Source organism: Streptomyces sp. CB09001, from assembly GCF_003369795.1.
Classification (GTDB): domain Bacteria; phylum Actinomycetota; class Actinomycetes; order Streptomycetales; family Streptomycetaceae; genus Streptomyces.
The window spans coordinates 7,253,819-7,278,950 of sequence record NZ_CP026730.1 but is presented as its reverse complement, the minus strand read 5'-3'; the positions used below and the strand labels follow the sequence as shown (position 1 = coordinate 7,278,950).

At 72.1% G+C, this 25,132-nt stretch carries 23 protein-coding genes and 1 pseudogene; 11 read left to right on the top strand and 13 right to left on the bottom strand.

The genetic code is table 11. The features are described from left to right. Window positions 1-24: 24 nt before the first annotated feature. The 4 genes from C4J65_RS33465 to C4J65_RS33450 all read right to left on the bottom strand — a co-directional run bounded on the left by C4J65_RS33465 (window position 25) and on the right by C4J65_RS33450 (window position 5,150). The gene (locus C4J65_RS33465) at window positions 25-1,845 is read right to left on the bottom strand and encodes a sugar-binding domain-containing protein (RefSeq protein WP_115745809.1); all 1,821 of its coding nucleotides are present in this window, start codon (window positions 1,843-1,845) and stop codon (window positions 25-27) included. Window positions 1,846-1,911: 66 nt separating this feature from the next. Then, window positions 1,912-2,811 (bottom strand): carbohydrate ABC transporter permease, encoded by a 900-nt coding sequence (locus tag C4J65_RS33460; RefSeq protein ID WP_115745808.1) that lies wholly within the window; start codon window positions 2,809-2,811, stop codon window positions 1,912-1,914. 2 nt (window positions 2,812-2,813) lie between these two features. Beyond that, the gene (locus tag C4J65_RS33455) at window positions 2,814-3,755 is read right to left on the bottom strand and encodes a sugar ABC transporter permease (RefSeq protein ID WP_162833472.1); all 942 of its coding nucleotides are present in this window, start codon (window positions 3,753-3,755) and stop codon (window positions 2,814-2,816) included. Window positions 3,756-3,776: 21 nt separating this feature from the next. Next, a complete protein-coding gene (locus C4J65_RS33450) occupies window positions 3,777-5,150 on the bottom strand; it encodes an extracellular solute-binding protein (RefSeq protein ID WP_205351110.1) in 1,374 nt (457 codons plus the stop codon). Window positions 5,151-5,304: 154 nt separating this feature from the next. Between C4J65_RS33450 and C4J65_RS33445 the strand changes: the two genes are divergently transcribed. Then, window positions 5,305-6,348 carry a LacI family DNA-binding transcriptional regulator gene (locus tag C4J65_RS33445; RefSeq protein WP_115745806.1) on the top strand — a complete coding sequence of 348 codons (1,044 nt, stop codon included), beginning with the start codon at window positions 5,305-5,307 and terminating at the stop codon, window positions 6,346-6,348. 3 nt (window positions 6,349-6,351) lie between these two features. Here C4J65_RS33445 and C4J65_RS33440 read toward each other — a convergent pair whose 3' ends face one another. Further along, window positions 6,352-7,833 carry a family 43 glycosylhydrolase gene (locus C4J65_RS33440; protein WP_115745805.1) on the bottom strand — a complete coding sequence of 494 codons (1,482 nt, stop codon included), beginning with the start codon at window positions 7,831-7,833 and terminating at the stop codon, window positions 6,352-6,354. A gap of 216 nt (window positions 7,834-8,049) precedes the next feature. On the opposite strand from C4J65_RS33440, the gene C4J65_RS33435 reads away from it, so the two are divergent. The 3 genes from C4J65_RS33435 (at window position 8,050) to C4J65_RS33425 (ending at window position 11,134) form a co-directional block, all read left to right on the top strand. Further along, window positions 8,050-9,537, top strand: a complete 1,488-nt coding sequence (locus C4J65_RS33435) for an NCS1 family nucleobase:cation symporter-1 (RefSeq protein ID WP_115745804.1) — start codon at window positions 8,050-8,052, stop codon at window positions 9,535-9,537. Between the two features lie 93 nt (window positions 9,538-9,630). Then, window positions 9,631-10,356 (top strand): aspartate/glutamate racemase family protein, encoded by a 726-nt coding sequence (locus C4J65_RS33430; RefSeq protein WP_115745803.1) that lies wholly within the window; start codon window positions 9,631-9,633, stop codon window positions 10,354-10,356. Window positions 10,357-10,483: 127 nt separating this feature from the next. After that, window positions 10,484-11,134 (top strand): GntR family transcriptional regulator, encoded by a 651-nt coding sequence (locus C4J65_RS33425; protein WP_115745802.1) that lies wholly within the window; start codon window positions 10,484-10,486, stop codon window positions 11,132-11,134. Here C4J65_RS33425 and C4J65_RS33420 read toward each other — a convergent pair. After that, a pseudogene (locus tag C4J65_RS33420) lies at window positions 11,131-11,304 on the bottom strand (AraC family transcriptional regulator); the annotation flags it as partial. The gene C4J65_RS33425 and the pseudogene C4J65_RS33420 sit on opposite strands and share 4 nt — an antisense overlap. Before the next feature lie 75 nt (window positions 11,305-11,379). On the opposite strand from C4J65_RS33420, the gene C4J65_RS33415 reads away from it, so the two are divergent. Beyond that, window positions 11,380-11,547 carry a hypothetical protein gene (locus C4J65_RS33415; RefSeq protein ID WP_275898179.1) on the top strand — a complete coding sequence of 56 codons (168 nt, stop codon included), beginning with the start codon at window positions 11,380-11,382 and terminating at the stop codon, window positions 11,545-11,547. A gap of 7 nt (window positions 11,548-11,554) precedes the next feature. On the opposite strand, the gene C4J65_RS33410 is transcribed toward C4J65_RS33415, so the two are convergent. Then, window positions 11,555-12,484: a GNAT family N-acetyltransferase gene (locus tag C4J65_RS33410; RefSeq protein WP_115745801.1), complete on the bottom strand. Its 930-nt coding sequence runs from the start codon at window positions 12,482-12,484 to the stop codon at window positions 11,555-11,557. Between the two features lie 136 nt (window positions 12,485-12,620). Between C4J65_RS33410 and C4J65_RS33405 the strand changes: the two genes are divergently transcribed. Beyond that, the gene (locus C4J65_RS33405; RefSeq protein WP_115746766.1) at window positions 12,621-13,061 is read left to right on the top strand and encodes a hypothetical protein; all 441 of its coding nucleotides are present in this window, start codon (window positions 12,621-12,623) and stop codon (window positions 13,059-13,061) included. A 5-nt stretch (window positions 13,062-13,066) separates the two neighbouring features. On the opposite strand, the gene C4J65_RS33400 is transcribed toward C4J65_RS33405, so the two are convergent. The 4 genes from C4J65_RS33400 to C4J65_RS33385 are packed head-to-tail and all read right to left on the bottom strand — an operon-like array spanning window position 13,067 to window position 18,265. Then, complete coding sequence (locus C4J65_RS33400; RefSeq protein WP_115745800.1) at window positions 13,067-15,034, bottom strand: glycogen debranching N-terminal domain-containing protein; 1,968 nt, start codon at window positions 15,032-15,034, stop codon at window positions 13,067-13,069. Next, entirely contained in the window at window positions 15,031-16,395 is a 1,365-nt protein-coding gene (locus C4J65_RS33395; protein ID WP_115745799.1) for a hypothetical protein, read from the bottom strand. Before C4J65_RS33395 ends, C4J65_RS33400 begins: the two co-directional genes overlap by 4 nt. Continuing rightward, window positions 16,392-17,192 carry a sugar phosphate isomerase/epimerase family protein gene (locus C4J65_RS33390; protein ID WP_115745798.1) on the bottom strand — a complete coding sequence of 267 codons (801 nt, stop codon included), beginning with the start codon at window positions 17,190-17,192 and terminating at the stop codon, window positions 16,392-16,394. The genes C4J65_RS33395 and C4J65_RS33390 overlap by 4 nt, the downstream gene beginning before the upstream one ends. 26 nt (window positions 17,193-17,218) lie before the next feature. Next, window positions 17,219-18,265, bottom strand: a complete 1,047-nt coding sequence (locus C4J65_RS33385) for a zinc-binding alcohol dehydrogenase (RefSeq protein WP_162833658.1) — start codon at window positions 18,263-18,265, stop codon at window positions 17,219-17,221. A 224-nt stretch (window positions 18,266-18,489) separates the two neighbouring features. On the opposite strand from C4J65_RS33385, the gene C4J65_RS33380 reads away from it, so the two are divergent. From C4J65_RS33380 to C4J65_RS33360, 5 genes are read left to right on the top strand one after another with little or no spacing between them, the layout of a single operon-like run. Continuing rightward, on the top strand, window positions 18,490-19,893 hold the full coding sequence (locus C4J65_RS33380; protein ID WP_115745796.1) for an extracellular solute-binding protein: 1,404 nt from the start codon (window positions 18,490-18,492) through the stop codon (window positions 19,891-19,893). A gap of 33 nt (window positions 19,894-19,926) precedes the next feature. Next, complete coding sequence (locus C4J65_RS33375) at window positions 19,927-20,958, top strand: sugar ABC transporter permease (protein WP_115745795.1); 1,032 nt, start codon at window positions 19,927-19,929, stop codon at window positions 20,956-20,958. Further along, window positions 20,955-21,839 (top strand): carbohydrate ABC transporter permease, encoded by an 885-nt coding sequence (locus C4J65_RS33370; protein ID WP_115745794.1) that lies wholly within the window; start codon window positions 20,955-20,957, stop codon window positions 21,837-21,839. Before C4J65_RS33375 ends, C4J65_RS33370 begins: the two co-directional genes overlap by 4 nt. A gap of 18 nt (window positions 21,840-21,857) precedes the next feature. Beyond that, window positions 21,858-23,060 carry an ROK family protein gene (locus C4J65_RS33365; protein ID WP_205351180.1) on the top strand — a complete coding sequence of 401 codons (1,203 nt, stop codon included), beginning with the start codon at window positions 21,858-21,860 and terminating at the stop codon, window positions 23,058-23,060. Window positions 23,061-23,115: 55 nt separating this feature from the next. Next, complete coding sequence (locus C4J65_RS33360) at window positions 23,116-24,015, top strand: Gfo/Idh/MocA family oxidoreductase (protein ID WP_115745792.1); 900 nt, start codon at window positions 23,116-23,118, stop codon at window positions 24,013-24,015. A gap of 44 nt (window positions 24,016-24,059) precedes the next feature. Here the strand turns inward: C4J65_RS33360 and C4J65_RS33355 are convergent, their stop codons facing one another. Both C4J65_RS33355 and C4J65_RS33350 read right to left on the bottom strand, forming a co-directional pair. Then, a complete protein-coding gene (locus C4J65_RS33355) occupies window positions 24,060-24,467 on the bottom strand; it encodes a RidA family protein (protein WP_115745791.1) in 408 nt (135 codons plus the stop codon). A gap of 120 nt (window positions 24,468-24,587) precedes the next feature. Beyond that, a complete protein-coding gene (locus C4J65_RS33350) occupies window positions 24,588-25,028 on the bottom strand; it encodes a GtrA family protein (RefSeq protein ID WP_115745790.1) in 441 nt (146 codons plus the stop codon). Between the last annotated feature and the right edge of the window lie 104 nt (window positions 25,029-25,132).

Sequence of the window (25,132 nt, the reverse complement as noted above, 5' to 3'; positions counted from 1 at the left end):
TTTCGCCTCCGGCCCCCGCGCGGGCTACGCCTCCGGCCGCTCGATGGCCGCCGGGCGCAGCTGGGCGGCGCGGACCCGGGCGATGTCGAGCTTCTCGCCCCGGTCGAAGCGGTAGATGCCGTTCTGCTCCTGGAAGACGTCGGTCAACTGGGTGTAGCAGTAGCCGAACATGTCACGGTCGCCGAGCAGGACCTCGGTGAGGCCGGCGAACCGCTCGTGGAACTCGTCCTCGTTGCACACGCGTTCGCCGTAGCCCCAGGAGAGGGTGCGGTCCTCGCCGGAGCGGTCGGCGGCCGCCTCGGGGTCCCACCAGATGCCGCCGAACTCGCTGACGAAGTACGGCTGGCCCCGGTAGGGCTGGGAGTAGGCGGCGCCGCTCTCGTGGGCGTTGACGAACGGCGCGTCCTTGGCCAGGCCGGACATCAGCTGCCGGAAGGCGGCGGGGTCCTGCTCGTAGTTGTGGGAGTCGTAGATGTCGGTCTCGGCGACCCGGTGGGCGTAGCCGGACGCGTCGACGACCGGGCGGGTGGTGTCCATGGCCTTGGTGGCCAGGAACATCGCCCGGGTCACGTCGTCGAGCTGGGTGATCCGGTCGTGCAGCTTCTGGTAGGTCTCGTTGAGTGGGCACCAGCCGATGATCGAGGGGTGCGAGTAGTCGCGCTCCAGCGCCTCCAGCCACTGGGCGACGTAGGAGGCGTCGGGCTTCTGGTTGTCGCCCGAGGAGCCGCCCGTCTCGCAGCCCCAGTCGCCGAACTCGCCCCAGACCAGGTAGCCGAGGCGGTCGGCGTGGTGGAGGAAGCGCTCCTCGAAGACCTTCTGGTGCAGCCGGGCGCCGTTGAAGCCGGCCGCCATGGCCAGCTCGATGTCCTTGACCAGGGCCTCGTCGGTGGGGGCGGTCATCAGCCCGTCCGGGTACCAGCCCTGGTCGAGGACGAGGCGCTGGAAGACCGGGCGGCCGTTGAGCAGGACGGCCTTGCCGCGCAGGCCCACGGCGCGCAGTCCGGCGTAGCTCTCGGCGCTGTCGACCACCTGTCCCGCGGCGTCGAGGAGTTCGAGGCGCAGGTCGTACAGGTGCGGGTCCTCGGGTCCCCACTCGCGCCGCCGGTCGTCCGGGACCGGCAGGTGCAGGCGCGGGGCGAGGTCGAGGTCGGCGCGGGCCTCGGCGCGGCTCACCTCGCCGTCGGCGTCGCCGAGGACGGCGCGGACCCGGTGCCCCGGGCGGTTGCCGGACAGGGGCAGTTCGAGGTGGAAGGCGGAGCCGGCCAGGTCGGGGGTGATGCGGGGGCGGCGCAGGTGCGTCTCGGGGACGGGCTCCAGCCACACGGTCTGCCAGATGCCGGTCACGCGGGTGTAGTTGCAGTCGTGGTTGGCGTACTTGATCGCCTGCTTGCCGCGGGCCTGCGGCCCGGACTTGGGGTCGCGGGCCCGGACGGTGATCACGACCTCCTCCCCCGCCCCGGCGATGTCGCCGAGGTCGGCGGTGAAGGGCGTGAAGCCGCCGCGGTGCCGGGCGACCTCCCTTCCGTCGGCCCACACGGTGGTGTCGTGGTCGACGGCGCCGAAGTGCAGCAGTACGCGGCGTCCGGCCCAGGCGGCCGGGAGGGTGAGGGCCCGCCGGTACCAGACGGCCTCCAGGAAGTCGGTGTCGCCGATGCCGGACAGCTCGGACTCGGGCGGGAAGGGGACGAGGATCTCCTCGCGCAGCTCGCGGTCGAGCAGACCGCGTTCGAGGCCGCTGTCCCCCCGGTCGGTCTCGAACTGCCAGGCGCCGTTCAGGTTGAGCCAGTCGCGGCGCGTGAACTGCGGTCGCGGGTACTCCGGGCGCGGTACGGAGTGAGTGGGCACACATGCTCCAGTCGATCGGTGGGCCGGGCGCGCGAACGCCGAGCCCGTGGGTACAGCTGTGAAGGGTCAGGAACCGCCGAGGCCGGTGGTGGCGACGGAGTTGACGATGCGGCGCTGGAAGAGGAGGAAGACGACGATCAGCGGCAGCGCGGCCAGCAGGGCGGAGGCCATGGACTGCGCGTACTGGATGCCGTAGGCGTCCTTCACCGTGGCCAGGCCCACCGGGAGGGTCATCAGGTCGGGGTCGTTGGTGACGATGAACGGCCACATGAAGTTGTTCCAGGCGCCGATGAAGACGAAGATCGCCACCGCGGCCACGATCGGCCGGGAGAGCGGCAGCACGATCGACCGGAAGACCCGGAACTCGGAGGCGCCGTCGATGCGGGCCGCCTCCTCCAGTTCCCTCGGGACGGCGTCGAAGAACCGCTTGAGGATGAAGACCATCATCGGTGCGACGACCTGGGGCAGGATGACCGCCGCATAGGTGTCGACCAGGTTGAACAGGGTCATCTGGTCGAACAGCGGCACCACGAGCAGTTGCGGCGGGACCATGATGGCAGCGACGGTGACACCGAGCAGCCCCCGGCGGCCGCGGAAGGTGCCGCGGGAGAAGCCGTACGCGGCGAGGGTGGACACCGCCACGGTGATCAACGTGACCAGAGCCGAGATCAGGAAGCTGTTGAAGGCCCAGACGGTGACGTTGCCGCGTTCCAGTATCTGCTGGTAGGCGTCCAGGGTGAAGGCGCCCTTGAACGGGGACAGCCCCGTGGTGTTGATGTCCTCCTCGCTCTGCACCGAGGTGATGACCGCCCAGACGAACGGCAGCAGCCAGAGGACGGCGAGGACGACGAGCGCGGTCCCGGCCAGGACGCGGGGCAGCTTTCCGTGGCCGAGGAGCAGGGGCGAGCCGGCCGCTTCGCGGGGTGGACGGCGCCGGGGGCGGAGGGTGGTGGCGGTTGCGGACACGGTCAGTCCTCCCGGCGGAAGAGGCGGAGCTGCACGAGCGAGACGAGGACGATCAGGGCGAAGAAGAGGTACGAGACCGCGGAGGCGTAGCCGAGGCGGTAGCCGGTGAAGCCGACGTCGTAGACGTACTCGAGGACCGGCCGGGTGGAGCCGTTGGGCCCGCCCTTGGTGAGGATGTAGATCTGGTCGAACACCTTGAGGGAGGCCAGCACCTGGAGCATGGCCACCAGGCCCGTGGTCCTGCGCAGTTGGGGCAGGGTGATGGACCACAGGCGGCGCCAGGCGCCGGCCCCGTCGAGGGCCGCCGCCTCGTCGAAGGTGGTGGGCAGGGACTGGAGAGCCGCGAGGTAGAGCAGGAAGTTGAAGCCGACCGTCCACCAGACGGTGAGGGCGGCCACCGACCACATGGCGACGGACTCGTCGGACAGCCAGCCGACCGGCGCCATGCCGAGGGTGTCCAGGAGCTGGTTGGCCATGCCCAGTTCGGGCTGGTAGAGCCAGGTCCAGATCATGGTCACGACGGTCACGGGCAGCAGGTAGGGCGCGAAGAACGACAGGCGCCACGCCCACTGCCCGGCGAGTCCGCTGTGCACCAGCAGGGCCATCGCGAGCGCCACCAGCACCAGCGGGACGCTGGAGACGACGGTGAAGAAGACGGTGTTGCCGAGGCTGCTCCACACGTCCGGGTCGCCGAAGGCCTCGGTGTAGTTGTCGAAGCCGACGAAGCTCGTGTCGCGCAGGGCGAGCGAGCTGTCGGTGAAGCTCATCCAGAGCCCCTGCACGATCGGCCAGACCATGAAGAGGCCGAACACGAGCAGGAACGGCAGGACGAACACGAGCCCGTTGCCGGTGCGTATGCGGCCGAGGACGGAGCGGCGGCCGCCCGGGGGAACAGCGGGCGGGGCGGTCCGTTCCTCGGCGCCGAGTGGTGCGGTGGTGGTCACGTCGGTCACTCCTTTCGCTGGTCAGGCCACCGGGTTGGGCTGCCGCAGCAGCGTGTCCGCCTCGCGGACCATCTGCCGCACCGCCTTCTCGGGGGTGGTGTCGCCCAGCAGCGCCGACTGGAGCGGCTGGCACATCCGGTTCTGGAAGTTGGAACCGGCGCCCGCGAACCAGTTGGGCGGGTCGAGCACCGCCACCTCGGCGGCGTCGGCGTAGGAGGACTGGGGGTCGAGTGCCGCGTACTCGGGCTCCGCGAGGACGGGCTGGTAGGCGGGGATGTGTCCGGCGCTCGCCCAGGTGAGGCTCTGCCTGAGTATCCGCGCGACGTACCGGTGGGCCTCGCGGCGCCGGGCCGGGTCGGGGCTGTCCTGGTGCGGGAGGACGAAGCTGTGGCTGTCGGTGTAGACGGCCGGCTTCTCGAAGACCTGCGGGAACGGCGCGGCGCCCAGCTCCATGCCGGACTTCTTCAGCGTCGGCAGCTCCCACTCGCCGAGCATCGCCATGCCGCCGCGTCCGCTGCTGAAGGCGGCCAGCGCGCCGTTGTAGTCCAGGTTGTTGGGGTTGGTCTTCCCGTCGAAGAGCCGCGTCATGAGGGTGACGACGCGTACGGCGGCATCGACGTCGATCTTCGGGGGGCCGCCGTCCGGCAGGTCGAAGGCGGCGCCGGTCTGCGCGTAGAGCCCGGCGAACAGGCGCCAGTTCTGGGCCGTGTCGGTGACGTGGCCGAACAGGATGCCCGACTCGCCGGTCGCCTCGGCGAGGGCCTTGCCCGCTTCCAGCAGGGCCTCGGGGGACCCCATGGGGGCCAGTTCGCCGGCGGTGTCCAGGAGTCCGGCCTTCTCCGCCGCCTTCTTGTCGTAGAACACGATGAAGGGGTGGACGTCCAGCGGGATCGCGTAGACGGTCCCCTCGTGCCGGGTGCGTGACCACACGGCCGGGGTGAAGTCCTTCTCCGTGACGCCGTACTCGGCGAGCAGGTCCAGGTCGAAGGCGTCCACCAGACCGCCGGGGGCGTAGCCCGCCAACCGGGACAGGTGCATGGCAGCCACGTCGGAGGCCCGGCCGCCGGCCGCGGACATGGCGAGCTTGGTGTAGTAGGACGGGCCCCAGTCCAGGATCGTCCGGTCGATCTCGAAGCCCTCGGCTCCCCCGGCCCCCTTGGACACGGCCTCGATCATGTCGTCCATGAGCATGCCGTCGCCGCCCTGGAAGAGGTCCCAGACGCTCAGCGCGGACGCCCCGGAGGCCGAGGCCGGTGACGCGCAGCCGGACAGCGGGCCCGCGGCGAGCAGGGCTCCCGCCCCTGCCACGGCGTGACGCAGTATCCGGCGGCGGCTGGGGCGGCGGACCGGGTCGGACACGGCCGGCACCCCCTGGGCGGGCAAACGGGAACTCATCGCGGACCTTTCGACGGCCGGAGCTCATGCGGTGGCTTGTTTTTACATCGATGTACATTGGCTGTAAAGAGCTGAACGGAAGTGGACCTGCGCCGAAGCCCTCCCCGCGCCGGGACATAGACTCGGGCAGCGCGAAAGAGGCAGGGAGGTCTCGGTGGCACGGCCCAGGATCAAGGACGTCGCACGTCATGCGGGCGTTTCGGAGAAGACGGTGTCCAATGTCATCAACGACTACGCCCATGTCTCCGACCGGACCAGGCGGGTGGTGCGCGAGGCCATCGAACACCTCGGCTACCGGGTCAACCTGGCGGGCCGTCATCTGCGCAAGGGCAGAACCGGCATCATCGCGCTCGTCGTCCCGGAACTGGACATACCGTACTTCGCGGAGCTGGCCCGGCATGTCATCCGCGAGGCCGAGGAGCGGTCTCTGACGGTGCTGATCCACCAGTCCGGGGCGGACCGCGACCACGAGCTGGCGGCGCTGGCCGGGTTCGGGTCCACCTTCGTGGACGGGATCATCCTCAGCCCGCTGGCGCTGACCGCCGACGACCTGCGGGACCGTACGGGCTTCCCGCCCACGGTGCTGCTCGGGGAGCTGCTGGAGGAGGGCGCCGACCATGTGGCCATCGACAACGAGAGGGCCGCACGCGAGGCGACCCGCCATCTGATCGGGCTGGGGCGGCGCACCGTCCTCGCCGTCGGAGGGCGCGACGACTCGGGTCTGGGAACGGCGCAGGCCCGCACCCGGGGCTACCGTGCCGCCCTGGCGGAGGCGGGCATCGCCTACGATCCGGCCGCTCTGCTGCCCGTCGGCTCCTTCCGGATGCCCGACGGCGCCCGGGCCGTGGCGCGGGCGCTCGCACGGGGCGCCCGGCCGGACGCGCTGCTCTGCCTCAACGACCAGTTGGCGCTGGGCGCGCTGCGCGCCCTGCACGAGCACGGGGTGTCGGTGCCCGAGGACGTCGCCGTGATCGGCTTCGACGACGTGGAGGGCGGTCGGTTCAGCGTCCCGACGCTGAGCACGGTGGCGCCGGACAAGGCGGCGGTGGCCAAGGTCGCCGTGCAACTGCTCCAGCACCGCATCGAGGAGGCGACGGCGCCGGACGGTGCCGTGTCGGGGGTGCAGGCACCCCAGGACCGCATCGTGGCCCACCGTCTCGTCCTGCGGGAGAGCACGGAGGGCCACGAGCGGCGCTGACGTTCAGTCCGTGTAGACCTCGGCCCGGTCGACGCTGACGAAGGACGCGCCGGACTGGGGGTTGTGCTCTCCCGTCACCCGGATCCGCAGGGTGTGGCCGCCGTTCGCGAGCCGTGGGCTGACGTACTGCACCGCCTCACCGACGCGGATCGAATGGTGGAAGTCCACCCGCTGCTCGGGACCGCCGTCGATGCTGACGGCCGCGTAGCCGTTGCCGGTGTCCTTGACGGAGAGCAGCGCGATCCGGGTGCCGGTGAAGGAGAAGGTGGCCGTGGCACCGGCCCGGTCGCTCCAGTGGTCGTCGCTCCAGAAGCACTGCGTGGCGCAGCCGGTGCCGGAGTTCCAGGCGCCGGTGTAGGTGACGCTCCCGGTGCCGCTGGAGCGGCCGTCGTCGTTGATCCAGTGGTTGCCCGAGCCGGGATCGCCGGAGGGCAGGTCATGGGTGGCGCCCATGGCCAGCGGCCGGCCGAAGTCGGGGGTGCCGTCGGCCCGCCAGGTGAACTTCTGCGCCCGGGTGGTGCGGTTGGTGTAGGTGTTCACCGACGTGGTCTTGGCGTGGTAGACGATCCAGTCCTCGGTGCCGTCGGGCGACGTGAAGAAGGCGTGGTGGCCCGGCCCGAAGACGCCCCGGTCGTCGGCCCGGGAGAACACCGGGCCCTGGTGCTGGTGCCAGTTGCCCGGCACCAGCGGGTCGGCGTCCAGCGGCATCGACATCATCCAGACCTGGTAGTCCGGCTTGCCCGTGTCGCAGGTGGAGTACGTCATCCAGACCCGGCCGCTCCGGTAGAGGAACTCGGGCCCCTCCCGCACCTCGGGGCAGCCGCCCGCCGCGTCGATCGCGACCGCGTTCCCGGAGACGGTGTACGGGTTGGCCATCGGGGCGATGTTGAGCCCGTTGTGCTGGTACTGGTTGATGCCGCTGTAGGCGAGGTAGAGCCGCCCGCCGAGCCGGAGGATGCCCGCGTCGATGGCGAAGTCGTCCGCGTGGTTGGGCGGGGCGAGCTTCGCCTTGAAGTGGTAGGGGCCGGTGGGATCGTCGCGCTCCGACTCCAGGACGTACAGCCGGTGGTGGTCGTCGACGCCGTCGTCGGCCGTGTAGTAGAGGTACCAGTGGTCGCCGAACCGGTAGAACTCCGGGGCCCAGATGTTGCGGTTGCGGGACGGGTCGGTGTCGGTCCACACGGTGACCGGGTCCGCGGCGAGCAGGGTGCCCAGCGACGGGGAGCGCCACATTCTGATGCTGCCGCCCTGGGTGGTGGTGAGGTAGTAGTCGCCCTTCCAGTGCGTCATGAAGGGGTCGGGCCCGCTGTTCAGGGGGTTGCGGAAGGCGCCGGACGCCGCGGCGTGGGCACGCGGTGCGGACGCGGTCGCCGCCGCGGCCGCGGGTGTGGTGACCGCGGGAAGCAGGCTCACGACCAGCCCGAGAAGGGCGGCGAGGAGCGGGCCGAGGCGGGCGCGGAGACGGTGCGAGGGGCTGGGAAGCACGTGGGGGTCCTCTCCCGAGGCCTTTACATCGATGTAATGACGGGGCGTCAGGGTAGGGACGGCCCACAGGCCTGTCAACAGGGCCAAAAATGGTATTCCATTTGCCGCAGACCTCTTGACGGTGCGGTTTGGCGAAAACTACGTTCTGTGCACCGGAAAGCCGCTTCCGCTTTGTGGAACCCTCCAACTCCCCGCACCTGATCCCAGGAGTCCCGTATGACTGCCCTGGAAGACCGCCGTCCGTCCGCCCGGACCGACGGCACCGCCACCAGCTCCGGCCTCTACACCTACGACCTGGCCCCGACGAAACGGGAGGGCCGCCGCTGGGGCGCCTACAACGTCTTCACGCTCTGGGCCAACGACGTGCACAGCCTGGGCAACTACGCCTTCGCCATCGGCCTGTTCGCCCTGGGGCTGAACGTGTGGGGCATCCTCGCCGCCTTCGCGCTCGCCTCGGTCCTGCTCTTCCTCCTGCTCACGCTCTCCGGATTCATGGGCCACAAGACGGGCGTCCCGTTCCCCGTGATGAGCCGCATCGCCTTCGGCATCCGGGGAGCGAAGATCCCGGCCGTCGTGCGCGGGGCCGTGGCCATCGCCTGGTTTGGTATCCAGACCTATCTCGCGTCGGCCGTGCTGAGCGCCCTCCTGGTGGCCATGTTCCCCTCCCTGGCCTCCCTGGACACGGACTCCCTGCTCGGCCAGTCGACGCTCGGCTGGATCACCTTCCTCGCGCTGTGGGCCCTCCAGGTGCTCATCGTCAGCTACGGGATGCAGATGATCCGGCGGTACATGGCGTTCGCCGCGCCCACCACCCTGCTGACGATGTGCGCCCTCGCGGTGTGGATGTTCGTCCGGGCCGACGGGTCGGTCTCCGTGTCGGTCGACGATCCGCTCACCGGCGGCGCGATGTGGCTCCAGGTGCTCCAGGCCGCCGCCCTCTGGGTGGTGATCTACGGGACCTTCGTGCTGAACTTCTGCGACTTCACCCGGTCCGCGCGCAGCCGCCGCTCCATCGTCCGGGGCAACGTGATCGGCATCCCGGTGAACATGCTCTTCTTCGCCGTCATCGTGGCGGTGCTCAGCGGAGCCCAGTTCACCCTCGACGGGCACGTGATCACCAGTCCGACGGACATCGTCAGGACCATCCCCAACATGTTCCTGCTGGCCGTCGCCTCGCTGTGTCTCATCGCCCTCACGGTGGCGGTGAACCTGCTGGCCAACTTCGTCGCGCCGATCTACGCCCTGGTCGACCTCTTCCCGCACCGGCTCGACTTCCGCCGCGCGGGTCTGGTGAGCGCGGTCCTCGGCCTGGTGATCACGCCCTGGAACCTCTACAACAGCCCGGTCGTCGTGAACTACTTCCTCGGCGGTCTCGGCGCGCTGCTCGGCCCCCTGTTCGGGGTGATCATGGCGGACTACTGGCTGCTGCGGCGGTCCCGCGTGAACGTGCCGGCCCTCTACACGGAGGACGCGGGCGCCGAGTACCACTACCGGCGCGGCTACAACCCGCGGGCGGTCGCCGCCTTCGTCCCCGCCGCCGCGATCGCGGTCGTCGTCGCGCTCGTGCCCTTCTTCCACGCCGCGGCCGGGTTCTCCTGGTTCGTCGGCGCCGTCATCGCCGCGGTGCTGTACGCGATCGTCGCCGACCGTGCCGCGCCGATCCGCGACGTGGACGGCGAGTCCATCGCCGTCGCCGCCGAATAGACCCGCGCGGCCTCCCCGGCCCCGCCCCGTCGCGCCTCTCCCGCCCCGCCCCGTCGTGCCTCTCCCGTCCGAGCAGAAGGCCCAGGCCCACCCATGCGCATCCTCGTGGTCAACGTCAACACCACGCAGTCCATCACCGACGCGATCGGCAAGCAGGCGGCCGGCGCCGCCTCCGAGGGCACCGAGATCGTGCCCCTGACACCGGCCTTCGGCGCGGAGTCCGTCGAGGGCAACTACGAGAGCTACCTCGCCGCGGTCGCCGTGATGGAGGCCGTGCGCGCCCACCCGGATCCCTTCGACGCGGTGATCCAGGCCGGTTACGGCGAACACGGCCGGGAGGGACTCCAGGAACTGCTCGACGTGCCCGTCGTCGACATCACCGAGGCGGCCGCGAGCACCGCGCAGTACCTGGGCCGCCGCTACTCCGTCGTCACCACCCTCGACCGTACGGTCCCCCTGATCGAGGAGCGGTTGGAGGTGGCCGGACTGAGCGCCAGGTGCGCCTCGGTGCGGGCCAGCGGGCTCGCCGTACTGGAGCTGGAGCGGGACGAGCAGGCCGCCGTGGACGCCATCACCGAGCAGGCCGCCCGCGCGGTGGAGGACGACCGTGCCGAGGTCATCTGCCTGGGCTGCGGAGGCATGGCGGGCCTCGCCGAACGTGTGGTGGAGCGTACCGGTGTCCCCGTGGTCGACGGGGTCACCGCCGCCGTGAGCGTCGCCGAGTCGCTGGTCAGGCTCGGTCTGTCCACGTCCAAGGTGCGCACCTACGCCCGCCCGCGTCCCAAGCGGATCGTCAACTGGCCCCCGCGGGTGGGCTGACCCCTCCTCCGCTCCCGTCCGGCCCGGGCCGTCCGTGGGCCCCGGGGTATTCTGACGGGCCGCCCGACCGCCGCTCCGCACGGCGCGGTCGGCGGGCCGGGAACGGGATGACAGACGAAGGACGGCGATGGCTGCGTCAGGGGACTTCACGCCCGAGTCCGAGCGGGTCACGCGGCGGTTGCGCGACGAGATCATCGACGGTGTGCGGGCCCCGGGCAGCCGCCTGGTCGAGCGGGAGCTGGCCGAGTCCCTCGGCGTGAGCCGGCTCCCCGTCCGCGAGGCCCTCAGGACGCTGGTGTCGGAGGGTCTGGTGACGCCGCGGCCCCGGAGCTGGGCGGTGGTGCGGGAGTTCACCACGAGCGACATCGCCGACCTGGACGAGGTCCGCTCGGGCCTGGAGACCCTGGGTTTCCGGCTCGCCGCCCAACGGCACACTCGGGAGGGGCTGGAGCGGCTGCGCGCGACGGTGGACGCCGAACTCGACGCCGCCCGCGCGGACGACGCGGTGCGGGCCCGCCGGGCGGCCGCCGACTTCCACGAGACCGTCGTGTCGCTGGCCGCCAACGAACTGCTCAACGAGCTCGAAAGGGTGCTGCGCAGCCGGCTGCGCTGGCTCCTGGGCCAGCACGACGACCTGCTGGCCGTCGCCCTCGAACACGACGCCCTCTACCGGGCCATCGCGGCACGCGACGTGGACCGTGTCCAGGAGCTGGTCCTCCACCATCTGGCGACCAGCCGCAGCGCCGCCCTGGGGCACCACGCGCAGGAGCGCTCCTAACGCGCTCGGCGGGGGCGCCCCTGGTGGCCCCGCGCGAAACGGGACGGCGGGATGCCGAAGGTACGGGTGAAGGCGGCGGTGAACGCGGCGGGAGAGGCGTAGCCGAGCCGGCCGGCGACCTCGCTGACCGATCCGGTCCCCAGCAGCGGCACGGCCGCGAGCAGGCGCGCGCCCTCGCGATCGCGCTCCCGGCCGCTGTCGTCTTCCTGGGCGGCTCCGAGGACCCCGCCGGTGCCCACGCGCACGTGACCCTGGTGGGCCTCGTCGACCTCCGCGCGGCCGGGGCACTGCTCCTGGGCGCCCTGTCGGTGACAGCGGTGCTGCGCCGGCGCCCGCCGCACATCCCCGACCGCCTCTACGCCCGGACGTACGTCGCGCTGCTCGCCGCGGTGGCCCTCGCGCTGGTGCTGTGAGGCCCCGTCAGGCGAGCACGGCCTCCCAGGTGTCCACCGCGAAGTGGACCGTCATGCCGTTGCGGCCGTACAGCCGCGGGGCGCCCGTCGCGTTGGCGGTGTCGACACCGAGGCCCACCGTGTCCCGGCCCCGCGCGGCGAAGGCCGCGAAGGCGTGGCGCAGAAGGAACCCGCCCAGGCCGCGGCCGCGGGCCTCGCGCAGCACGCCGAGGCTCCGGATCCAGCCCATGGCCTCGCGGTCGTCCCTGGCCAGCAGGAAACCGGCGTCCCCCAGGTCGTCGGTCCCGGCGATCCACACCAGGGACCAGTCGAGGCCCGCGGCGTCGATGTCGTCGAGCCACAGCCGGTAGGGGCGCGGCTGGAAGTCGAAGTGCTGGGCGAACGACCGCTGGTACAGCTCGTGGACCCGGACGCGGTCCGCCTCCGTGGCGCACGCCCGCACCCGCACGCCCGCCGGGACCTCGGGCGGGAGGTCGGCCGCCGGGTCCAGCGCGCGGCGCAGTACGTGGTGGCTGCGGACGACGCTCCAGCCGCGCTCGGCGAGGAGCGCGGTGTCGGTCGTGGGCGTGGCGTTGAGGTGCAGGTGGACGACGGCGCGCTCCGCACCGTTGGCCCGTGCCTTGGCCAGGGCACGGGCCTCCATGGCCACGAGCATGCGCAGTCCGGTCCGCTGGTGGTCGGGCAGCACGTAGTGGTCGATGTCGACGCGCTCCCCGCCGGACTCGTCCCACAGCAGCCCGTACGCGACCAGCCGGCCGTCGTCGAAGGCGAGCCAGGAGTCCTGGGCCAGGTCGGTCTGCTGGTGCTTCAGGTCGGCTTCGACGGTGTGCTGGTCGGTCTCGGGGCGGCCGATCTCGATCCGGTCTATCTCGTTGAGGAGTGCGGTGATGGCGGGGGCGTCGGCGAGGGTGGCCGGCCGCAGGTCGGCGGTGGACATGGGGAGCAGAGTCGGGCACGGCGGCGGGTGACCGCAACGGATTATCCGCCGGAGGCGACAGGGTGACGTACGACGGCGAACCGGGGGCATACGGATGACCGAGGCCTTCTCCCCCGCCGACCCACGGGAGTCCCCTGTGACGCCGAGCCTGCGCACCGCCCGCGCCTGCCGTGCCGCCGCCGCGCTCCTTGTCGCCGCCGCGGTGTACGCGGCCACCCGCCACTCCTGGCTGGCCCTGCCGGGCCTGTACGTCGCCGCGGTGTTCGCCTGGTGCGCCGCCCGGGAGGGCGCCGAGCACCGGCGCCGGGTCTCCCTGGCCCAGCGGTCCGAGCTGCTGGCCCGGCCGCGGCTGCGGGATCCGTTCGCGCACGGCCTGGAGCCGTGCTGCGCGTTCTGGCGGCACTCCGACGGCGTCGTGCACGGCCCGGAGTGCGCCCGCCCCGCCGCCGCCCGCGTCCCGCTGCCCGAGGACTGCTGCGAACAGTGGTGGACCTCGCTCGGCGCGCGGCACGACGCGGACTGCCGCCGTCACACCGGTGCCCCGGGCAGGGGCCGCGCCCGGCCGGCGTCGCAGTAGCGGGGTCAGGGGCCGAGGGGTTCCCTCCCCAGCGCCGTCCGCAGGGCCAGCGGGGTGGCGGCCGCCCAGGCCTGCGGCGAGCAGGAATGCGGGTAGGGAACGGGCGCGGCGGTCGCCGAGCGGTCGTATCCCGCGAGGACCTCGGGGAGCCGGTGGCCGTGATGGACCGCCGCCGCGACGAGTCCCTCGGCGACGGTGCGCACCTCCGCGGTGAGGCCCTGCCGGGCCAGGCCGAGGACGACGACCGCGTTGTCGTGCGGCCAGGCACTGCCCCGGTGGTACGACAGCGGGTGGTACGGCCGCTGCCCGGCGGCGAGGGTCCGGATCGCCCAGCCGGAGAAGAAGTCCGGCTCCAGCAGTCGCCGGCCCACCCGGCGGGCGCGCTCCGGGTCGAGGATCCCGGACCACAGGAGGTGCCCGGCGTCCGAGGCCAGCGCGTCGACCTGGCGGCCGTCGCCGTCCAGCGCCAGGGCGGGGAAGTCCGCGTCCGGCATCCAGAAGTCCGCCGTGAAACGGTTCCGCAGCCGGGCGGCGCTCTCGCGGAGCCGGCGGGCGTAGGCCTCGTCCCGCCAGACGCCGGCGGCGAGTTCGGCGGTGCGCAGGAGTGCGTCGTAGGCGTACCCCTGCGCCTCGCAGACGGCGACGGGCCCCTCGGCCTGGGTTCCGTCGCTGAAGCAGACGGCCCCGGCGGAGTCCTTCCAGTTCTGGTTGACCAGTCCGCCCGGGTCGGGCTCGTACACGAGGTATCCGTGCTTCTCCAGGCCGCCGTCGGTGAGCATCCAGTCCACGGCTCGGCGGGCGTGCCGTTCCAGGCGTGTGGCCAGGGCCCGGTCGCCGGTCGCCTCGTGGTGGGCGTGGAGCAGGACGAGGAAGAGCGGGGTGGCGTCGACGGCGCCGTAGTACCGGCCGTAGGGGACCTGCCGGAAGTGGGCGAGTTCGCCGTGCCGGGTCTCGTGGACGATGCGTCCGGGCTGCTCGCCGCTGAACGGGTCGTGCCGCCGGCCCTGGGTGGCGGCGAGCGCGCTGAGGACGGCGGCGGCCGTCGCGGGCCGGTACGGCAGCAGGAAGTAGGCGGTCAGCAGCGAGTCGCGGCCGAACAGGGTGAGGAACCACGGGATGCCGGCGGCCGGGACGCGCACGTCCTCGCCGTCGACGCCGGGGACCGGGATGGTCAGCAGGTCGATGTCGGCGAGGCCGCGTTCGCAGGTGCGCGTCAGGTCGTCCGTCGCGACGTCGGGCCGGTGCGGATGCCGTGCGGCGGAAGCGGAGGCGGCGGCGGAAGCGGAAGCGGAAGCGGCGGGTGCGGGGGTGGCGGGCCGGGGCCGTCCGTGCGGGTGGGCGCGGACGGTCAGGTGCAGGTCGGCGCGTCCGTGCGCGTCGAGGGGCAGGTGCCAGGTGAGGGTCCGGGCGGTGTCGCCCGGCCGGGCCGGTGCGGGGGCCACCTCGTCCGGGGCGGGATCGCAGGTGATCTCCGTCCGGGCGTGCCAGTCGGCTCTGCGGTAACTGAAGAGCACTCCGTCGGCGGTGGCGCGGCTCTCGTACTCCGCGCCGGGCTTGGCGTAGTGGCGGTCGTCGGCGCGGAGTTCGAAGAGGTCGGCGAAGTCCGCGTCGACGGTGAGGTCGAGGCGGGCCGTCAGGGCGTCGGGACGGTTGCCGACCAGGCTCAGGTGTTCGGTGAACGTGCCGGCGGTGACACCGTGCCGTCGGAAGACGGTGTACGCGGGCGGGTTGTCCCGGGTGCCCTCGGGGGTCAGCACACCCGCGGCCGTGGCGTCGGTGTCCGCCGTGGCGGGCACCAGCGCGGTGGGGGCGGTGCCGTCCACGGTGAGGTGCCAGCGGCTGAGGTGCCGGGCGTCCTGGAAGAACAGCCCGTCGGGTGCCGATCCGCGGGTGCCGCTGATCTCCCCGTCGGGGTGGAGGCGGACGAAGGTGGCGTCGCGCACCAGTTGGACGCGGGGCTCGGCCGCGGTCATGGTCCGGCCTCCTTCGGGTCGGTGCTCAGCAGGTCGAGGGCGAGGGCCGCGGTCCAGGAGAAGTGCCGGGTGCCGCGGGCCGCGCCGGTGGCGGGGTCGACGTACTCGGCGAACCCGGAGCGTCCCGCCTCCGCGAGGAAGCCGGTGCGCAGGCGCTCGGCGTCCTGCTGGAAGCCGTGGGCGCGCAGTCCCCGCTCGATCAGCCAGGCGGTGTTGAACCAGGCCGGTCCGCGCCAGTACCGGGTGGGGTCGAAGGCGTGGCCGGTCAGGTCGTAGCTCGGGACCAGGTGCGTGGCCGGGGCGCTGAAGCGCGGTCCGGTGAGCGTGGTGCGCAGGCGCCGGACGATGTCCTCGGGCAACTGCGGGACCAGGAGCGGGATCAGACCGCTGACGGTCCGCTCGTCGACCGGTGCGCCGGTGTCCAGGTCGCGCACGCGGAACAGGCCGGCCCGCTCGTCCCAGAGCCGGTCCACCAGCGCCCGGGTCAGCCCGGCGGCCCGCTCGGTGTGCCGCTGCCCGGGCAGGCCCAGCTCGCCTGCCATGGCGGCCAGGGCCAGTTCGCTCACGATCAGCAGGGCGTTGAAGGCCGGGTCCTCCACGGCGAACCGGTGCCGTACGGCCCGGTCGTCGTAGCCCGCTTCCCGGTACTCGGTGGCCAGCCGTACGTAGCGGCCGTAGTCGAGGTCGGTGGGCCGGTCGGCGGGGTGGCCGTGGTCCAGGTCGGCACGCCGGAAGGTGTCGGTCGGGCTGGGTTCGACCCGCTTCAGGGCCCGGTCCCAGCTGGGACTGTTGTCCATGCCGGGTTCCCACGGGTGGACGACGGCCGCGAGGCCGCCCCCGCCGAGGTCGCGGCGGTCCAGGAGGTAGTCGTGCCAGGCGGCGAGCCGCGGCTGGACGCGGGTGAGGAAGCCGCGGCGCCGGGACTCGGCCGGGTCGGCCCGGTGGACGAGCCAGGCGGCCAGGGCGTGCACGGGCGGTTGGACGATGCCGGAGGTCTCGACGGACGAGGGGGCGCCGGCCGTCCGGCCCGCCGTGGAGGACTGCCAGAAATCGGGACTCGGGAAGTAGGCGTCGTGCGGCAGGGCGGGATTGAAGACGATGTGGGGCACGCGTCCGTCGGCCCACTGGGCGGTCAGCAGGGACTCCAGTTCCCGCTGGGCGCGGCGTACCGAGAGGTGGCGCAGTCCGATGGCGACGAAGGCGGAGTCCCAGCTCCACTGGTGCGGGTAGAGGGTGCGGGAGGGGACGGTGGAGGCGCCGGTCCAGTTGTCGAGCAGGACCCGCGCCGCACCGCGCCGCAGGGTCAGGTCCGCGGGCGCGGTGGGCGCGGGCCGGTCCAGGAGGTCCAGGGGGGAGTTCACGCGCCCGACCTCTTGAGGAAGGCGGGGACGGAGCGCACGGCCTGGACGGGGTCGCCGGTCAGCCGGGATTCGAGGGCGAGGTGGCCGTCGTAGCCGACGGTGTGCAGGGCGCCGAGCCAGGCGGGCCAGTCGAGGTGTCCGGCGCCGGGCTGGAAGCGGTTGGAGTCGGAGACCTGGGCGTGGCCGATGACGTCGGCGTGGGCGACGATCGCGGCGGCGGGGTCGGTCTCCTCGATGTTCATGTGGTAGCTGTCGATGCCGATCCGGACCGAGTCGAGGCCGACGGCGCGGATCAGGTCGGCGGCCTGGTCGAGCCGGTTGACCATGTGGTCCTCGTAGCGGTTGAGCGGCTCCAGGAAGAGCGTGACGCCCTCCCGGCGGGCGTGCTCGCCGAGTTCGGTGAGCCCGGCGAGGAGCACCTCGCGGTCCTCCTCCTCGGTGCGCGGCGGCTCGAAGGGCGGCAGGCGCCTGGAGAACATGCCGTACGAGGCGGGGGTCTGGGCGCCCACGCCGCCGATCTCGGCGATCACGGTGAGCTGGGACTTCATCTGGGCGACGGCGTCGCGGCGCAGATCGTCGTCGAAGGCGCCGAGGAAGTGCGGCATGTCGACGCAGACGGTCGGCATGACGACGCCGTCCTTGCGGGCCTGCCGCAGTTCCTCGCGCCGGGAGGCGAAGTGGAAGTCGCCCTTGCCGCGCAGTTCGATCGCGTCGTATCCGGCGTGCTGGGCGAAGTCCCACTTGGCCTGGAGGGTGCCTTGGGGCAGGAGTTGTTCCTGGACGGCGGTCTTGAGCATGGGGGTGCCTCTGCCTTTCGGGGCTCTCAGAATTCCAGGACGACCTGCAGTGCCTCGGCGGGCCGCTCGTCCAGCAGTACGTAGGCGTCGGCGGCGTCGGCGACGGGGACGACGTGGCTCACCAGGGAGTCGACGTCGACCTGGCCCTCGGCGACCAGCCGCAGGAAGGTCCGCTGGAGGCGTTCGACGCTCCAGCGGTGGGACAGCTGGGGCGGGACGCCGCCGATCTGGGAGCAGATCAGCTGGACGCGGTTGTGGTGGAACTCGTCGCCGAGGCGCAGGCCGATGCCGTCGCCCTGGTAGAAGCCGGAGGCCACCACGCGGCCCCCGGCCGCGACCGAGCGCAGCGCCTCGTGCAGTGCCGGGTAGGCGCCGCTGATCTCGATGGCGAGGTCGGCGCCGAGGCCGCCGGTGGCCTCGCGGACGCGTTCGGCGACGGTGTCGGTGCGGGCGTTGAGGGTGTGCTGGGCGCCGTACAGCTTCGCCGTTTCCAGGCGGCCGTCGAGGGCGTCCACGGCGGTGACGCGGGCGCCGCTGAGGCGGGCGAGGCGGGTGGTGAGCAGGCCGATGACGCCCTGCCCGAACACGGCGACGTCCTCGCCGAGGTGGATGTCGCCGGCCAGGACCGCGTTGTACGCGATGGCACCGACCCGGGCGAAGGCACCGGCCAGCGGTTCCAGACCGGTCGGCAGGGTGTGTCCGACCATGCGCTCGGCGGGGACGATGCCCTCGCTGCGGTGGCCCCAGATGCCCCACACCAGGTCGCCGGGGACCGGCAGGCCCGGGGTGCCGGCCAGTTCCGGGGAGACCTCGACGACCTCGCCGACCTCGGAGTAGCCCCAGCCGACCACCGGGTACTCGATGCCGGGCGCCCCGTCACGGAAGAGCCGCGCTTCGGGGTCCCAGGTCCGGGTCAGGTACGGGTTGGTGCCGCGGTAGGCGGTCAGCTCGGTGCCGGCCGAGATGCCCGAGTAGCGGGTGCGGACCCGCAGGTGGCCGGGGGGAAGTTCGGCCCGGGTGTGCTCGGCCACCTCCACCTGGCGGGGCCCGGTGAACTGGACGACGCGCTCCACGGACGACGCGGACGACACGGACGACACGGACGACACGGACGACACGGGCGACACCGAGGGTACGGACGGCGCGGGCGGCACGGGCGGCACGGATGACACGGACGGCTCCGGAAGGGTTGCTGATGCGGTTGCGTCGACAATATCCGCAACTTATGTCTTGTCAACAAGCAAAAGTGATGCTGTGATGCGTGGCGAGTAGACGTAAGTGGGAACGAGGACACTCCATGCGCATCAGGACCCTGCGGTCGAGGACGACCGCGGTCGGCGTCACGGCAGCCTTGGGAATCGGGTTGCTCTCGGGCTGCGCGAGCAGCGCCGGGCCCGGCAGGCCGGACCGTGAGATCACGGTCTGGTCGCAGGAGAACCTGCCCGACCGCGTCGCCGCGACGCAGAAGGTCATCGACGGGTTCGAGAAGAAGACCGGCGTCAAGGTGAAGCTCGTCGGGGTCGACGAGAAGCAGATGCCGCAGCTCATCATGTCGGCGGCGGCGTCGGGCACGCTGCCCGACGTCATCGGCGCCGCCCCCATGGGCCAGGTCTGGCAGATGTACAGCAACGGCCTGCTGAACACCGACATCCCGAAGCGGATCGTCGACGGGCTCGGACGTGACACCTTCAACGCCAACGCGCTGGAGCTGACGTCCGACGGCGGCACCAGTCTCGGCGTGCCCTCCGACGCCTGGCTCCAGCTGCTGGTCTACCGCAAGGACCAGCTCGCGCAGAAGGGCCTGCCCGCTCCGGACACGTACGCGAAGGCGCTGGCCGCCGCCAAGGCGCTCACCACCAACGGCCACGACGGCATCTCGGCGGCCACCGACCCCAGCGACGCCTTCACCTCCCAGAGCTTCGAGAGTCTCGCCCTGGCCAACGACTGCCAACTGGTGGACGACCGGCACGAGGTCGCCCTCGACTCCCCGCGCTGCCAGGAGGCCTTCCGCACCTACGACCAGCTGGCCCGCGCCTACGGCGCCCCGGGCACCCAGACCGTGGACTCCACCCGCGCCACCTACTTCGCGGGCCGGTCCTCCATGGTCATCTGGTCCTCGTTCCTGCTCGACGAACTCGCCGGACTGCGCAAGGACGCCCTGCCCAGCTGCCCCCAGTGCGCGAAGGACCCGGGCTACCTGTCGGACAACAGCGGCATCGTCACCGCCATGAAGGGCCCCGACGCCAAGGAGGCGGCCCAGTTCGGCGAGATCACCTCGTGGGTGACGACCAAGACGGCCGAGACGGCGGCGTCCCGCGAGTTCATCCAGTACATGATGGGCACCGGCTACGAGTCCTGGTTCGGCATGGCGCCCGAGGGCAAGATCCCGGTCCGCAGGGGAACGGCCGCCGAGCCCGAGCGCTACCTGGACGCCTGGCGGCACAGCGAGATCGGGGTCGACACCCGCAAGCCCCTGGACGAGGTCTTCCCCGAGACCCTCCTCGACCAACTCGCCAACGGTGTCAGCAACATGCGCCGCTGGGGCATCACGCAGGGCGAGGGAGCCCTCGTCGGCGCCACCAACGGCGAACTGCCCGTGCCCAAGGCCGTCGGCGCCATGACCAGCGGTCAGAACTCGCCGTCCGAGGCGGCGCGCGACGCCGGCGAAGAGGTCGCCGCACTCAAGAAGTCCCTGCAGTAGCCGCCCGCAGCCTGCACATCACGAAGGTCTCTCATGCCCACAGCCCCAGCCGGCGCGCCGCAGCGCCGGGACACCAGCCGCCGGTCCACGGACCCGTCCGGGGACCGGTCCCCCTCCCCGGTCCGGCGCCCGCTCACCGCGAGCCGACGCGCCAACCGCGCGGGACTCGCGTTCGTCTCCCCCACCTTCCTCGTCGTCCTCGTGGTGGTCGTGCTGCCCATCGCGTGGACCGTGCTGCTGGCCTTCCAGAAGGCCAGGCTCGTCGACATCCAGGGCATGGGCCTGTTCGGCAACTGGTCCCTGGACAACTTCTCGCAGGTCTTCGACTCGGCCGGCTTCTGGTCCAGCCTCGGCACCACCCTGCTGTACACGACGGGCGCCACCCTCGGCTCCGTGCTCCTCGGCCTGGTCGCCGCACTCGCCCTGCGCAAGCCGTTCAAGGGGCGCGGGCTGCTGCGCGCGGCGATGCTGCTGCCGTACGTCGCACCGGTCGTCGCCGTGGCCTTCGTCTGGGAGGTCGCGCTCAGCCCGCAGTACGGCGTGGTCAACGACTGGGGCCGGCGGCTGTTCGGCTGGGACGACCCGATCGCCTTCCTGTCCACCCGGGAGTACGAGGTCGACCTGCTGGGCCTGCACTTCGACATCCCGCTGGCGCTGCTGACGGTCATCGTCTTCGAGTGCTGGCGGTACTTCCCCTTCGCCTTCCTGTTCATCCTGGCGCGGTTGCAGGCGGTGCCCGACACGCTGGAGGAGGCCGCGCTGGTCGACGGCGCCACGCCAACCCAGCGGTTCCGGCACGTGCTGCTGCCCCAGTTGATGCCGGTGATCGCACTGCTGTGCGTGCTGCGCTTCATCATGACGTTCAACAAGTTCGACGACGTCTACCTGCTCACCGGCGGCGGCGCCGGCACCGACGTGGCCGCCGTGCGCGTGTACGACTTCCTCACCGCCCGCTACGACGTGGGAGCGGCGGCCGCGCAGGCGCTCGTCCTGGCCCTCTCGCTGATGATCCTGCTGGGCTTCTACTTCAAGTTCTTCGGCAACAAGGTCCAGGAGGAAGCGTGACCGGCAAGACGGCCCTGACCCGGGCCCGGTTCGAGGAGAGGTTCTTCGGCGTCGCGCGCTGGATCGTCATCGCGTTCCTCGCCGTGATCACCCTCCTGCCGTTCTACTACATGGTGCTGCTGTCACTGAAGCCCATCGACGCGCTCCTGCTCGACCCCGGCTCGCTGTGGATCTCGGCCAAGGACTTCACCCTCTCCACCTACCGGGACGTGCTGCGCTCCACCGACGACGGCGGCCAGGGCTTCCTGAAGTTCCTGCGCAACTCCGCGCTGGTCTCGCTCGGCACGGTGGTGCTGACCCTCGTGGCCGCCGTGCCCGGCGCCTACGCGGTGAGCCGGCTGAAGTTCTTCGGTCACCGCCAGGTCAGCGCCCTCTTCCTGGCCGTCTACATGTTCCCGGCGACACTGCTGGCCGTGCCGCTCTTCGTGATCTTCGCCAAGATCGGTCTCTCCTCCAGCCTGGTCGGTCTCGCCATCGTGTACGTCGCGCAGACCGTGCCCGTGTCGATCTACATGCTGAAGAACTACCTCGTCACCATCCCCGCCTCCATCGAGGAGGCGGCCGCGCTGGACGGTTGCTCCCGCCTGCAGACCGTGCGCAAGGTGATCCTGCCGCTGGCCCTGCCCTCCCTGATGGCGACGGGCCTGTACGTCTTCATGATCGCCTGGAACGAGTTCCTCTTCGCCCTGCTGTTCCTGGCCGCCGACCCCGGCCAGTGGACCGTCTCCCTGGGCCTGGCCCAGCTGTCCAACGGCATCGAGGTGCCCAAGACCGTCCTCATGGCCGGTTCCGTGGTGCTCACGATCCCCGTGGTACTTCTGTTCTTCGCCGCGGAACGCCTGCTCACCGAGGGGCTGACCAGTGGCGCCGACAAGAGTTGAGTCGTGGGGGACTCCATGATGACGTCAAGTCAGGCCAGCGCCGGTGAACTGCTGCACCTGATCCGCAGCGGCCGTGCCAACACGCGGGCGGACCTCCAGCAGGCGACCGGCCTGTCCCGCTCCACCGTCGGGCAGCGCCTGGACCTGCTCAACCGTGCGGGGTGGCTGCGCCACAGCACGGGCACCTCCACCGGCGGACGCCCCTCCCACCGGATCGTCTTCGACCCCGGCCACGCCTCGGTCATCGCCTTCGACCTGGAGACCCGGCACGCCCGCGCCGCGGTGCTCGACCTGGCCGGCAACATCCTGGCCGAGCACACCGGTCCGATGGACGTCGGCGCGGGCCCCGACCGCGTCCTGGAGGGGCTGGCCGACTGGTTCCCGGACCTGATCGCCGCGGCGGGTGTCCCGGCGTCCCACGTGGCGGGCGTCGGCCTGTCCGTGCCCGGTCCGGTCGACTGGGAGTCCGGGCGGGTGATCGAGCCGCCCATCATGCCCGGCTGGGACCGCTACCCCATCCGGGAGCGGCTGCAGGAGGCGTACGCGGCCCGCCTGGACCTGGACCCGGCACCCACCGGGGCCGTGCCGGTCCTCGTGGACAACGACGCCAACCTCATGGCACTGGCCGAGTACCAGGCCAACCACCGCGACTGCGCCTCCTTCGTGCTTCTGAAGGTGTCCACCGGCATCGGCGCCGGAGTCGTGATCGGGGACCGCCTGTACCGGGGCATCGACGGCGGGGCGGGCGACATCGGGCACATCCGCCTGCACGACCGGTCCGACGCGCTGTGCATGTGCGGCTCCCACGGCTGTCTCGCGGCCGTGGCCAGTGGCCGGGCCATCGCCGGGGAACTGGCCGCCCTCGGCCAGGACACCGCGTCCGGACGGGATGTCAGGCGGCTGCTCAACGAGGGGCATCCGGACGCGGTCCGGCTGGCCCGCGAGGCGGGACGGCGGGTGGGCGAGGTCCTGGTGACCGTCGTGACCCTGCTCAACCCCGGGGTCCTCATGATCGCCGGAGAGCTGGCGGGGGTGCCCTTCCTCACCGGTGTACGGGAGTTGGTCTACCAGCGGGCGATGCCCCGGGCGACCGCCAACCTCCAGGTCGTCACCTCGCGGCTCGGCGACCACGCGGGTCTCGTCGGGGCCGCCGCCATGGTCGTCGAACACCTCTACTCCCCCGCCGGTGCCGACGCCCGGCTGGAACGCCTCGCCTCATGACCGCCGCCCGTCGTCCCCGGCGGTTCGCCGGGAGGCCTTCGAAGACAGGAACGCCGTGACCGCTGCCCCTGCCCCCGCTCCCTGGACCGAGCGGCCCGTCGAGGTCGGGCTCGTGGGCGCCGGCCCCTGGGCTCGCGCCATGCACGCCCGGGTGCTCGGCGCCGGGCCGGAGACCCGGCTCACCGCGGTCTGGGCCCGCCGTGCCGAGGCCGCCCGCGAGACCGCCGCGCCCTACGCCGCGCATGTCGCCTCCGGATTCGAGGAGTTGCTGGACCACTGCGAGGCCGTGGCGTTCGCCGTGCCGCCCGCCGTCCAGGCCGAGCTGGCGCCGCTGGCGGCGAAACGGGGCAAGGACCTGTTGCTGGAGAAGCCGCTCGGCCCCGATCTGGCCGCGGCCCGCCGGGTGGCCGACGCGGTCGCCGAGGCAGGGGTGGTCTCCCAGCTCGTACTGACCAAGCGCTATCACCCGGCCACCCGGGCCTTCCTCGAGGCCGCCCGCTCCTTCGACGTGGTCGGGGCGCGCTCCTGCTACCTCCACGGTGCTTTCCTGGAGAGGGAGTTCGCCACCGGCTGGCGTCTGGAGCACGGCGCCCTGCTCGACCTGGGTCCCCATCTGCTCGACCTGCTGGACGCCGCGATCGGCCCGGTCGCCGCCGTCCGCGCCACCGGCGACCCGCGCCGCTGGGTGGAGCTGACCTGCGAGCACGAGAACGGTGCCGTGAGCCAGGCCTCGCTGTCCGGTTCCGTGGCCGTCCCCCGCGCGCTGACCCGCGTCGAACTCTTCGGCGCAGGCGAGCCCCTGGTCTACGACACGGCCGGCCTCGACCACGAGGAGTGCTGGCCCGTGCTGCGCCGCGACTTCGCCACGGCCGTCCGCACGCGTACGCCGACGCCGGTCGACGCCGGACGCGGCCTGTACCTGCAGAGCCTCCTCGACCGGGTCGTGCACGGCTAGGGGGGCCGGGAGGTCGTGTCCGGCCGGGCGGAACCGGGAAGGGGTCAGTCGACGACGGCCGTGGCCTCGACCTCGATCAGGTGCTCGGGCACGTCCAGTGCCGCGACGCCCAGCAGGGTGGCCGGCGCGGCCGGGGTCATCCCCAGCCGGGCGGCCGCCCGTTCGATGCCCGCCAGCAGCAGGGGCATCTTGTCGGGCGTCCAGTCGACGACGTGGACGTTCAGCTTGGCGACGTCCGCGAAGGAGGCACCGGCCGCCGCCAGGGCGGTGGCGACGTTGAGGTAGCACTGCTCGGCCTGCGCGGCCAGGTCTCCTTCGCCGACCGTGACGCCGTCGGCGTCCCAGGCGACCTGCCCGGCGACGAAGACCAGCTTCGATCCGGACGCGATCGACACCTGTCGGTAGACGTCGATCTCGGGCAGCCCGCCGGGGTTCACCAGGGTGATGGCCATGACGTCGGTCTCCTTGCTCGTGTGCTCTCTTGTGGTTACCCGGGAACCGTAGGAGAGTGACCGCCGACATGGAAGAACGCACTTTTCAGTGACTGGGGAACCCGAGAGCGACCCAGCAGTTCAGCGGCTCGCCCGACGACGCGGGGAGGCCTCGCGCGGCCTCGTCGGCACCTGACGCGCGACGCGGAAGACGGCGAGTCGCAGGACGACGAAGCGTACGACCGTGACGGCGACGGACGTGGCGGCGAGGACCGCGGTCTCGGCGGCGGGCGAGGCGTCGGGCCGCCGGTGCGTGAACCACAGCACGGCGCCGGAGGTGACCAGGTAGCCGAGCAGGAAGAGGCCGCCCGCTCCGAGGTGGGCGCGGGCCGGCTTCGTGGCGGCGTGGCGGAACGTCAGCCGCCGGTTCGCCTCGGTGTTCAGCACCGTCAGGACGAGGAGCGAGACCAGGTTGGCGACCGCCGGCGGCGACCACGGGCGCAGTCCCCAGTAGAGCAGCGCCTGGCCCCCGGTCGACGCGACGCCGATCGCGACGAACCAGCCGACCTCCCGCGACCACACGTGCGCCCCCGACCCCGTCGACCGACCGACAACTCCCTGGTGGCGCAGCGTACTACGACACCACCAGGTGCTTTGCCTTTTCTTTGCCTTTGGGGAACCCTGTG

Excerpts from the sequence above, each read along its gene's own strand:
- C4J65_RS33400 (WP_115745800.1), bottom strand. The coding sequence starts at position 15,034 with ATGACCGCGGCCGAGCCCCGCGTCCAACTGGTGCGCGACGCCACCTTC.
- C4J65_RS33435 (WP_115745804.1), top strand. The coding sequence starts at position 8,050 with ATGACTGCCCTGGAAGACCGCCGTCCGTCCGCCCGGACCGACGGCACC.
- C4J65_RS33390 (WP_115745798.1), bottom strand. The coding sequence starts at position 17,192 with ATGCTCAAGACCGCCGTCCAGGAACAACTCCTGCCCCAAGGCACCCTC.
- C4J65_RS33425 (WP_115745802.1), top strand. The coding sequence starts at position 10,484 with ATGGCTGCGTCAGGGGACTTCACGCCCGAGTCCGAGCGGGTCACGCGG.
- C4J65_RS33355 (WP_115745791.1), bottom strand. The coding sequence starts at position 24,467 with ATGGCCATCACCCTGGTGAACCCCGGCGGGCTGCCCGAGATCGACGTC.
- C4J65_RS33375 (WP_115745795.1), top strand. The coding sequence starts at position 19,927 with ATGCCCACAGCCCCAGCCGGCGCGCCGCAGCGCCGGGACACCAGCCGC.
- C4J65_RS33410 (WP_115745801.1), bottom strand. The coding sequence starts at position 12,484 with ATGTCCACCGCCGACCTGCGGCCGGCCACCCTCGCCGACGCCCCCGCC.
- C4J65_RS33380 (WP_115745796.1), top strand. The coding sequence starts at position 18,490 with ATGCGCATCAGGACCCTGCGGTCGAGGACGACCGCGGTCGGCGTCACG.
- C4J65_RS33365 (WP_205351180.1), top strand. The coding sequence starts at position 21,858 with ATGACGTCAAGTCAGGCCAGCGCCGGTGAACTGCTGCACCTGATCCGC.
- C4J65_RS33450 (WP_205351110.1), bottom strand. The coding sequence starts at position 5,150 with ATGAGTTCCCGTTTGCCCGCCCAGGGGGTGCCGGCCGTGTCCGACCCG.
- C4J65_RS33430 (WP_115745803.1), top strand. The coding sequence starts at position 9,631 with ATGCGCATCCTCGTGGTCAACGTCAACACCACGCAGTCCATCACCGAC.